We start from the raw sequence: 10166 nt of genomic DNA, 5'->3' as shown, positions 1-10166 counted from the left end.
TTACTGCTCGTTAAGGCTGGGATAAATTATATCTTTAATAGGAGGATCACATGCGAGCTGTCACTTATGAAGGGAAACACGAGGTTGCTGTAAAAACAGTTGAAGCACCGAGAATCCAAGATCGTCAGGATGTCATTATAAAAATTACTTCAACAGCAATATGCGGTTCAGATCTTCATCTGTATCAAGGGAATTTCCCTTTGCCTATCGGTTATATTATCGGTCATGAACCGATGGGAATTGTAGAAGAGGTTGGACCTGATGTAACAAAAGTGAAAAAAGGGGATCGTGTCGTCATTCCATTTACAGTAGCATGTGGAACTTGTCCATACTGTCTCGATGACTTAGAAAGCCAGTGCGATAATTCAAATCCCCATTATGACTCCGGCGGCTATTTTGGCTACTCGGAGAAATTTGGTAACTATCCTGGTGGACAAGCAGAATATTTAAGAGTACCTTTTGGCAATTATACTCCATTTGTTATTCCAGAAAACTGTGAGCTTGAAGATGAATCATTATTATTTTTATCAGATGTTCTCCCTACTGCCTATTGGAGCGTTGAACATGCAGGTGTAAAAAAAGGTGATACAGTCATTGTCCTAGGGTGTGGTCCTGTCGGATTAATGGCACAGCAATTCGCCTGGCAAAAAGGGGCAGAACGGGTTATAGCTGTAGATTATATTGAAAATAGACTGGAACATTCTAATAAAATGAATAAAACAGAAATATTCGATTTCACAAAATACGACGATATGGGAGAAACGTTAAAAGAACTGACAAAAGGTGGTGCTGATATCGTTATTGACTGTGTCGGAATGGATGGGAAAAAATCACCGCTTGAATGGGCTGGTCAAAAGTTAAAGCTTACTGGAGGAACGATTGGACCGATTCAAATCGCGACAAAGGCGGTTCGAAAAGGCGGGACATTACAGCTGACTGGTGTTTATGGCGGTCTATATCAGATGTTCCCATTAGGTCCTTTTTTCTCAAGAAATATTACGATAAAAATGGGACTAGCACCAGCACGTCACTATATGCCTCGTTTATATGAACAAATTACAAATGGACATATTGATCCTACAAAGATCATTACACATAAGCTTCCGTTAGAAGAAGCACCGCATGGCTATAAAATATTTAATGATAAAGAGGATAATTGTATTAAAGTCATTTTAAAGCCTTAAATAGAAAGGGGCCGCCAAAAAAGCAGCCCACTTTCCCTCATTCACCACTAGAAAAAATTAGTATCCGCCGCCAACATAAGCAGCACCAACAATAATTAAAAGAATGAATAGAACAACGATTAATGCAAATCCAGCTCCATATCCACCATTACCTTGGTAACCCATTATTACCACCTCTCTTTCAATCGGCTTACAGATATTCTATGCTTTGATTTATGAAAGGAAATGGACAATCGTTTGGAGGAATAAAATTAAGAATTATACCTATACTTTCCATTACTTTTACAAGAACGTATGGAAAAACTAATAATTGAGGTGATAATATGGATAAGGAAGAGAATTACACTGACTTTTCAAATGTAGAAAAACAGAGAAATTTTTTAACTGCAGAAGATTATCCAGAAGGTCCTTACGGTGCACCAAGAGGCAATGATACACCAGTTGAGAATAAAAGCACTCCTTGGGAAGATGGCCAGCAATTTTATACGAATTCCACTTATGAATTCAGAAATCTGCATCAGGACCTCCCTCGCCAATTCCCTCAGGCACACGAGACAAATGATGAAAAAAGCAGAAATGAAGAACAGCCATATACGAAACCAGAAGAAAGCTAAAGTCTTTTCCACTTTAGCTTTCTCCCTATATAAATTGCTTATTCGTACCCTTTTTTCGGAATCTCATCAACTGTGCCGTCTTCTCTTTCAATAACCGCATCAATAGTTCCTTCCATATAATTATCAGATACTTGTTCATGCGTAACTGCAAGACCCGATGAGAGAGTATCTTCCTTGTTGTCATAATCAGAAACATTATAATGCTTACCAGCAATATGTGCGCTGTTTACTTTTTGCTTTTTTTCCATTATCCTCACTCCTCTTTTAATTCTTCCTACAAACATACTATTTGTTAATGGAAATCGTTTTAAACATGTGGAATGAAAATAATTGAAATGGGCAAATTAGAATGAAATAAAATTTAGAAATGCAGGTGAGTATGATGAGGAATCACAATAAGGATAAGCAATTTCAAACAGATCATCAATATACAATGCCAGATGCACTGAAACAAAAAAGAGATTACCATTACAGAGTCGGTTACGAGGCATCGACTAATAATAATACAGATCCGTCACATAGTGAAAAAGGAAAAAGAACATAAAGGAGCAAGACTTCTGTCCGCTCCTTCTTTTTAAGATGGATCTACTTCATCAAAAGACATCGTAACAACTTTTGTAGAGTCTCCCTCTTGTATTTCTTGTTTTGTTGCGTTTTCATTAAGTTCTTCGTGATCATCCATTCCAGGGGCAATTTTATTTTTGTCAATCTTATTTATTTTTTTCATTTGAAATCATCCTTTCAAATGTAGCTTTCCCCTATCACGTTGTACTTTATTACGCATTTGTAGCATCTTTGCTTGTCAGTTTTACCGTAACTGTTTTTTGTTCTTTTCCACGGTAAAATTTCACTTTAATTTCATCTCCGATATTAGTAGATGTATAAAGCAATCTTCTTAAATCATTTGTTGTTTTCACTTCTTCACCATCAATAGCAGTAATAACATCCAGCTTTTGCAAACCGGCAACCTGTGCAGGTGAATTAGGTGAGACGCTGGCAATAATTACACCTTCTGTCATATTCTCCGGCAAGCCTATATTTTCTTGTAACTGATATTGAGGAAACTCACTTACATCTCTTAAACCGACACCAAGAAATGGTCTTTGTACTTTTCCTGTCTCTAATAATTGTCCAGCCACTTGCATAACATCATTACTAGGAACAGCAAAACCAATTCCTTCTACACCGGTTTGACCAATTTTTAATGTATTAATTCCGATTACTTCTCCGCTCATGTTAATAAGCGGACCTCCGCTGTTCCCCGGATTGATCGCAGCATCTGTCTGCAGTACATTTAATCCCCATGTACCTTCGCTTGTATTCGTATTAATTGTACGGTCCTTTCCGCTAATAATTCCTTGTGTGACAGTACTGTACAGATCAAGTCCAAGCGGATTCCCAATTGCAATCACGTTCTCCCCTGTACGAAGCTTCGAAGAGTCACCAAATTTCGCGATAGCTTTTACATTTTTACTATCAATTTTCAGAACAGCAATATCTGTTAGCGGATCTGTTCCGATAAGCTCTGCACTCACTTTTTCACCGTTATGAAGGGTTACTTCAATTGCTTGTGATCCTTCAATTACATGATTATTCGTAATAATAAATGCGTCTTTTCCAGATTGTTTAAAAATCACACCAGACCCTGTCCCTGCTTCCACTGTTTCCATGCCTTCATCAAAGAAACTGGAGCTTTGCTGCATATTCGTAATACCGATAATCGCCGGTGACAGGCTGTCAACAATATCTGCAATACTGCCGCCAGCTTTCAGCTCTTTCGTTGCAACCGGCACAGATGCTTCTTCAGCATAATTTTTAGCTTGACTAATAGCTGCTTCCTGACCAGGCTGCTGTTCATCCTCATTAAATGTCATCACACCTAATACTAAAGCACCACCTAATGCTCCGCTAATTAATGAAGTAAGAATTGTTTTACCAGTACCCTTTTTCTTATTCTCATATTTTGCATTTTCAAATTCATCATAGTATCCCATAAAAGAACACCCTCCTTATTTACGATTTTCATTCGCTTCATCGTTACTTTTATTTTACTGAAGAATTTTGGTGGAATTATGAAAGAATTATGGGAAATTATGAAAAGCTATTATTACTTATTTTCATAATTGTATAATAATTATGAAGGAGTGTGAAAAAACTTGGATTACATTATTTATCTCGTAGAAGATGAAGCAAACTTAAATGAACTATTAACAACGTATTTAAAAAATGAAAGCTGGTCGGTTTCCTCTTTTCAAACTGGGGAAGCAGCTAGAAAAGTAATAAACAAGCCGCCTCATTTATGGATTCTAGATATTATGTTACCCGATATTGACGGCTACAAACTCATTCGGGAAATTAAAGCAACAACACCAGAAGTACCCGTCATTTTTATTTCAGCAAGAGATGCTGATATTGATAGAATTCTCGGTTTAGAGCTTGGCAGCGATGATTATATTGCAAAACCATTTCTACCGAGAGAGCTCGTCATTCGCGCCCAAAAATTATTGGCTCGTACTTATGAAAATGCTGCTAATCAAAGGCGCTCCCTCGCACCATATGTAATAGATGAAAAACTTAGAATTGCTTATTTGGACGGACAAGATTTAAATTTAACTTCAAAAGAATTCGACTTACTCTGTTTCTTTATTCATAACGAGGGCCAAGCATTTTCGAGAGAACAAGTACTGCTTGAAGTATGGGGAACCGATTATTTCGGATCAGATCGTGTTGTCGATGATTTAGTTAGAAGACTTCGAAAAAAAATGCCTGAACTTAAAATTGAAACGATTTATGGTTATGGGTACAGGATGCTTACACAATGAAAAACAAATCATTATCTTTCCAGATTTGGCTTGTCTTTTCAGGAATATTATTGGCAATTTCTATTTTACTAATCATTTTATTTCCAACAACATTAAGAGATTTTTTCACAAAAGAAATTTATAAATCAATTGAAAATGAGCAGCGTGTATTAACTGAATTCGGTAATCCGGACAGCTCTGTAAGTGATCCTGATGTATCTTTACATGATCGCTCAGTCGAACACATTATTTTGCCCGAACAGCGCTCGTTCTTTTTTTATTCAGGTGATCTCCCTACTAATTTTATCACTTATACTCAAAAGTTAGCCAGTGAACAAACGACTATTTCTAAGCGATATAGTGAAGATATTAACGGAAACCGGTTATTTTATGTTATTCGGAAATTATCAGTAAATGGAGAATCAAGCTATTTGCTCTCCTACACATGGGATTCTTACCGGCAAACACTCGTTTTTACTCTCTTCAGACAATTAATGCTCGTCATGATTATCGTCTTTCTTTTAAGCTGGATTCCTGCTATTTGGTTAGCAAAATACTTATCTAAACCGCTCATTACATTGGAGAAACATGTTAAAAATATTTCTGAGCAAGAGTGGCATGAAGAAATTAATGTAAACCGTAAAGATGAAATTGGCAAGCTTGCTGAAACGATTGAAAAAATGAGACAGCATCTCGTTCGAAAAGATGCAGCCCAGCAAACATTACTGCAAAATATTTCACATGACTTAAAAACCCCTGTCATGGTTATTCGCGGATATACCCAGTCTGTTAAAGACGGCATTTATCCAAAGGGTGATTTGCTGAAATCGATGGATGTCATTGAAGAAGAAGCAGAACGGCTTGAAAAAAAAATAAAAGATCTTCTCTATTTAACAAAGCTTGATTTCTTATCTTCACGAAATCCAACTCAACAAGAGTTTCAGCTTGATTCTTTAGTTTTAGATAAAGTAGAAAGATTGAAATGGATGAGGTCTGATCTCAATTGGAATGTAAATATAGAAAAACTCCAAATTGCCGGTGATAAAGAACAATGGGGAAAACTAATCGAAAACCTTCTCGAAAATGCACTAAGATATGCAAAGAGCACAATAGATGTAACAATTAAAAATAAAGAAATGGAGTCTGCGCCTGTCATTCGAATTTGGAATGATGGACCGCCAATTGATGAAGCAATATTAGATAAATTATTTGAACCATTTCAAAAAGGACAGCAAGGCGAATTCGGCCTCGGACTAAGCATAGTCAAGCAAATCGCCCTGCTTCATAAGGCGGAAGTGTCAGCTAGTAATGAATTAGACGGTGCCGCCTTTTATGTACAGTTTTAAAATTAGGACAAGACCCGAAAAGAGAATATTGGGATCTTGTCTTTTCTTTTTAAAATTTATTTGGATAAAATCCTTCTGCAAGTGTTTTTAAAGCATATGGTGCACGAATTCCTTCTGCTCCTGCAGAAAGTGGCAAGATGACAAATTGTTTGTTTTTAACAGCAGGAATATCTGCAAGTTCTTTTTTAGAAAGCAATAATTCTTGTTTTTGTTTCACTGATATATCACCGTAATCAATAATGACAATAACATCTGGATTACGGTTCACTACTTCCTCCCAACTGACGTCCGCCCATCCCTTTTGAATATCATCAAAAATATTTCTGGCTCCCGCAATTTTAATAAGATTTGTTAAATAATTATTAGCTGCTGTAAACGGCTTGTCTTCTCCACTGTCATATACAAATACGTTAAGCGGTTTTTCAACTGCCCCAATTTGATTTGTTATCTCTTCAATATCTTTCTTCATTTGATTAATGACTTCTTCCGCCTTTTTTTCCACATGGAAAATGCGACCGATATTTCCAATATCTTTATATACTTCCTCTAATGTTGGCGCTGTTTTATTAGATGATTCCTGAATATATGTTTTAATACCAAGCTCTTCTAGTTCCTCTACAGTACCCAATGTTTTTTCTGTAAAAGCATTTTTCCAGCCAGCATAGGCAAAATCGGGTTCTGTTGCCAAAAATACTTCTGTTGATGGATATTCCTTCGCTAATACTGGAATATTATTATACTTTTCCTCAAACTCAGGCAAGATCTGATCATCTAAATACGCTGTGCCAACCATTGAATCTTCTAACCCAAGGGCAAGCATAATCTCCGTTGCATGCTGATTTAAAGAGACTACTCTTTTCGGTACTTCTGTATATGTAACAGTACGCTCCATATTTGTAATGATGAGTCCATCGCTTCCCGTTTGATTTTCTTCCTTTTTCCCAGCAGGTTCACTTTGATTACCGCAAGCAGCTAATGCTATTAGAATCAATAAAGAAATACTTAGCAAAAACATTTTCTTACTGCTTATTTTCATTATAAAATCTTCCTTTACTTTTTAAATATGTGTTAAGTAAGTAATATGGGGCTTTTTAGTTACTGGATGCATAATAACTTCTGTTTCTACTCCAAACACTTTTCTGATTTTTCCTTTCGTCAATACATTTTCTGGAGTGCCAGACATTACACTCCTTCCATCTTGAATTACATATAAATAATCACAATACATTGAGGCGATATTTAGATCATGCAGGGCAGCTACTACTGTTATATTCAGTTTTTTAACAAGTTCCATTAATTGAAGCTGGTGGCGAATATCCAAATGATTTGTCGGTTCATCTAATATAATAATTTCTGCCTGCTGAGCAAGTGCGCGTGCGATTAATACACGTTGTTTTTCACCTCCTGATAAGCTCATGAAATTCCGATTTTCATAGCCATTTAAGCCAACACGCTCTAATGCTTCACTGACAATATTCTCATCCTCTGCTGTATCCGACTGAAAAAGCTTCTTATATGGATAACGTCCCATCCAAACTATTTCTTGAACGGAAAAGTCAAATGTCAATGAGGTCTCCTGACTGACAACCGCCATTTTTTGGGCAGTTTTCTTAAAAGGAAGCTGATCTAAATAGTAATTATCCAGCTGAACACTTCCTTTATCAGGATTTAGTATACGGGATGCAATTTTTAAAATAGTTGACTTTCCACTGCCATTCGGACCAATGATACCAATGAATTTTCCAGTCTCTATTTGTATTGAAATATCTTCAACAATTGATGTCTCCATAATGCTATGACATATATCTTCCATTATCAGCTTCATTTATTGTTACCTCCAAACGAATAAGAACTGCGTCTCAATAGCCATATAAAAAATGGTCCCCCGCAAATTGCTGTTACTACTCCGATAGGAAGCTCTTGCGGTGCAAGTACTAATCTTGCAAACACATCAGACCAAATAACTAAAATCATTCCTATCAATATACTTACCGGAAGCACTCTTTTATGATCAGAGCCAACTAAAAGACGGGCGAGATGCGGAACAACCAACCCTATGAATCCGATTGATCCACTTACAGCTACAACTGTACCAGTAATAAGAGATGTAATAATAACGAGTATTTTACGAAAACTATCAATATTAATACCAAGTGTTGCTGCAGTCTCCTCTCCCATTAACAGAACATTAAGAGAGCGAGAATAAAGGAAAAGATACCCTGAACCAAGCATAATAACAACAGCAGGAATCGTTAAGTACTCCCATTTAGCACCAGCCAGGCTGCCCATCATCCAAAACATCGCTTCCCTAATACCGGATTCTTTTGGAGCCATCGTCACGATAAAATTAGTTACAGCAGACATAATAAAAGAAACCGCAACACCGGCTAAAAGCAGGCGTGTCGTCTGAATTCTTCCGCCAGCTTGGGCGAGCATATAAACAAGAATCATAGACAATGCAGCTCCTAAGAAAGCTCCTAGTGACAGAGCATACTGACCAAAAAAAGAGAAAGCCCCAAAAAGGATAACAAGCGTTGCTGCAACCGATGATCCAGAAGAAATTCCAAGTATGTATGGATCAGCAAGCGAATTCCGTACCAATGCTTGTATTACTACTCCAACAACCGAAAGTCCCGCACCAACAACAGCTCCAAGTAAAACACGAGCCAAACGGATATCCCAAATAATTCTTTCCTGTGTCTTACTCCAATCTGCATCAATGTATTCACCAAAAAAAGGAATATGTGATAAAGTAATTTTCCACACTGTAACAGGCGATATTTTAACTGGGCCAAGTGTCACAGCAAATGTAATTGATAATAAAAGAGAACAGAGAAGAAAGAAAATAAAAAAACGAAACAACTGTTTAGAACGATAATTATTTGCTTTCATGCGTTCCTTCTTCAAATGATCTCCAAGTAAATCTCCCAATCTTTAAACCTCCTCTTTACCTGCTGCACAAAATAATAATAGAAAAGCCTCGTTCCTATAATAAAGAACGAGGCTACGAGTATTTAATTTAAAGACAGTACAAAACAAAGCAAAAGGTCTTCTTTTCCCGTACACCTGTCCTTTCCTCGAAGGTACGCTTGGCGCTATACATTAGGTAGGTCTCCTGGCTTCCGGTTCATCGTATTCTTTCGTCTTCCCTGATTAGAGAATCAAGTGACATAAAATGAAAGAAAACTCACTCGGTTACAGTGGCGGGACCGCTCGGGACTTACACCCGATTCCCTGTTACCCCTTGTTCTCACAAAGGCACCTAATGATACTATTATGTAATTGTTAAGTTTCTCAATAGTTTAGTATAGTATCAGTGTATTTGCAACTTCTCGTTGAATCTATGAATAGTCTGAAGCCAATTTCACTTTATAACCAAGCCTGCCATAGTTCTCCTAAACCCCTATGAAACTGGAGTCCAGTAAACTAAAGCCGCATGAAACGGATAGGCATATTCATATACACCATCCTGCTCTGACACATACTTAGTAATAACTTTCTCCACTTCTTGAAGGTTATAATCCTTATCTAAAATCTTCGTTACATTGTCCTTGATCAGTTTTTCATAAGAAGAATATGTTTTCCTGCTTTGAAGCTGAACAATTTTACAATCTGCTAGAATACCGAGCTGATACAGTACATTTAAAATATGAATATAATCACGCTGCTTTAAATTAATACTATAGCCCATTCGATACAGCTCCATATAATGAGGCTTTTCTGGACCTGTTGTCATTCCGGCAATTACTAAACGGTTTGCTGATTCATTCATCTTTAATAATGCTTGTCCTATATCATACATACGATAATAACAGTTAAATCCGAACACAACATCATATTTATTCTGTGTGTGTTCGCTTTCAAATTTCCCGTGAACAAGCTCAATATTATCGGCATGCTGAGAAGAAATACGAGAGTCCAAAAACTGGATAATGCTTTTCGAACTGTCTATACATGTGAGTTTCTGAACTTTATTAGCAATGGCAAAAGTATAGTTTCCCCATCCAGGACCAATTTCTAATACATGGTCATCATCATTTAAGAGAGAAAAAAGCTCTTTTTGTACAATTCTTGCATATGGATCTTCCTCAAAGCGTTGTTTCTTCTCGACCATTGAAGCCCAAAACGCTTCTTCTGTCTCATCATCTTTTAATCGTTTCGGTATATTTCCATTACGGTCTACCATCGAGTCTTTCCATAATTGGATGTAATCCATTCTTT

Annotated in this window: 13 protein-coding genes and 1 riboswitch; of the genes, 5 read left to right on the top strand and 8 right to left on the bottom strand. The window is 36.9% G+C overall.

Going from position 1 to position 10166, the window contains the following annotated elements; translation table 11 throughout:
• Window positions 1-50: 50 nt before the first annotated feature.
• The gene (locus tag BFA01S_RS11085; protein WP_066229921.1) at window positions 51-1184 is read left to right on the top strand and encodes a zinc-dependent alcohol dehydrogenase; all 1134 of its coding nucleotides are present in this window, start codon (window positions 51-53) and stop codon (window positions 1182-1184) included.
• Window positions 1185-1241: 57 nt separating this feature from the next.
• Here BFA01S_RS11085 and BFA01S_RS21920 read toward each other — a convergent pair whose 3' ends face one another.
• Window positions 1242-1349: a YjcZ family sporulation protein gene (locus BFA01S_RS21920; RefSeq protein ID WP_082799961.1), complete on the bottom strand. Its 108-nt coding sequence runs from the start codon at window positions 1347-1349 to the stop codon at window positions 1242-1244.
• Window positions 1350-1507: 158 nt separating this feature from the next.
• On the opposite strand from BFA01S_RS21920, the gene BFA01S_RS11080 reads away from it, so the two are divergent.
• The gene (locus BFA01S_RS11080) at window positions 1508-1798 is read left to right on the top strand and encodes a cytosolic protein (protein ID WP_066229917.1); all 291 of its coding nucleotides are present in this window, start codon (window positions 1508-1510) and stop codon (window positions 1796-1798) included.
• Between the two features lie 38 nt (window positions 1799-1836).
• Here BFA01S_RS11080 and BFA01S_RS11075 read toward each other — a convergent pair whose 3' ends face one another.
• Window positions 1837-2046: a YozQ family protein gene (locus tag BFA01S_RS11075; RefSeq protein ID WP_066229916.1), complete on the bottom strand. Its 210-nt coding sequence runs from the start codon at window positions 2044-2046 to the stop codon at window positions 1837-1839.
• Window positions 2047-2180: 134 nt separating this feature from the next.
• Here BFA01S_RS11075 and BFA01S_RS22835 point away from each other — a divergent pair, with 134 nt between their 5' ends.
• Window positions 2181-2342 carry a hypothetical protein gene (locus BFA01S_RS22835; RefSeq protein WP_169800471.1) on the top strand — a complete coding sequence of 54 codons (162 nt, stop codon included), beginning with the start codon at window positions 2181-2183 and terminating at the stop codon, window positions 2340-2342.
• 30 nt (window positions 2343-2372) lie between these two features.
• Here the strand turns inward: BFA01S_RS22835 and BFA01S_RS22830 are convergent, their stop codons facing one another.
• Window positions 2373-2525, bottom strand: coding sequence for a hypothetical protein (locus BFA01S_RS22830; protein WP_169800470.1), 153 nt, complete (start codon window positions 2523-2525; stop codon window positions 2373-2375).
• Between the two features lie 49 nt (window positions 2526-2574).
• Window positions 2575-3792 carry a S1C family serine protease gene (locus tag BFA01S_RS11070; protein WP_066229915.1) on the bottom strand — a complete coding sequence of 406 codons (1218 nt, stop codon included), beginning with the start codon at window positions 3790-3792 and terminating at the stop codon, window positions 2575-2577.
• A gap of 162 nt (window positions 3793-3954) precedes the next feature.
• Between BFA01S_RS11070 and BFA01S_RS11065 the strand changes: the two genes are divergently transcribed.
• Window positions 3955-4620 (top strand): response regulator transcription factor, encoded by a 666-nt coding sequence (locus BFA01S_RS11065; RefSeq protein ID WP_066229912.1) that lies wholly within the window; start codon window positions 3955-3957, stop codon window positions 4618-4620.
• Window positions 4617-5945 (top strand): sensor histidine kinase, encoded by a 1329-nt coding sequence (locus BFA01S_RS11060; protein ID WP_066229910.1) that lies wholly within the window; start codon window positions 4617-4619, stop codon window positions 5943-5945. Before BFA01S_RS11065 ends, BFA01S_RS11060 begins: the two co-directional genes overlap by 4 nt.
• Before the next feature lie 49 nt (window positions 5946-5994).
• On the opposite strand, the gene BFA01S_RS11055 is transcribed toward BFA01S_RS11060, so the two are convergent.
• The 4 genes from BFA01S_RS11055 to BFA01S_RS11040 form a co-directional block, all read right to left on the bottom strand.
• A complete protein-coding gene (locus BFA01S_RS11055; RefSeq protein WP_066229906.1) occupies window positions 5995-6981 on the bottom strand; it encodes an ABC transporter substrate-binding protein in 987 nt (328 codons plus the stop codon).
• A gap of 21 nt (window positions 6982-7002) precedes the next feature.
• Window positions 7003-7770: a heme ABC transporter ATP-binding protein gene (locus BFA01S_RS11050; protein WP_066229903.1), complete on the bottom strand. Its 768-nt coding sequence runs from the start codon at window positions 7768-7770 to the stop codon at window positions 7003-7005.
• The gene (locus tag BFA01S_RS11045) at window positions 7767-8837 is read right to left on the bottom strand and encodes a FecCD family ABC transporter permease (protein ID WP_066229924.1); all 1071 of its coding nucleotides are present in this window, start codon (window positions 8835-8837) and stop codon (window positions 7767-7769) included. Before BFA01S_RS11045 ends, BFA01S_RS11050 begins: the two co-directional genes overlap by 4 nt.
• A gap of 196 nt (window positions 8838-9033) precedes the next feature.
• A riboswitch (cobalamin riboswitch) is annotated at window positions 9034-9225 on the bottom strand.
• Between the two features lie 123 nt (window positions 9226-9348).
• On the bottom strand, window positions 9349-10161 hold the full coding sequence (locus BFA01S_RS11040) for a methyltransferase domain-containing protein (RefSeq protein WP_066229900.1): 813 nt from the start codon (window positions 10159-10161) through the stop codon (window positions 9349-9351).
• Between the last annotated feature and the right edge of the window lie 5 nt (window positions 10162-10166).

It is taken from the genome of Metabacillus fastidiosus NBRC 101226 (genome assembly GCF_001591625.1).
GTDB lineage: Bacteria > Bacillota > Bacilli > Bacillales > Bacillaceae > Metabacillus > Metabacillus fastidiosus.
Note: the sequence above shows the minus strand (reverse complement) of the source record. Positions and strands in the feature narration are given on the sequence as shown.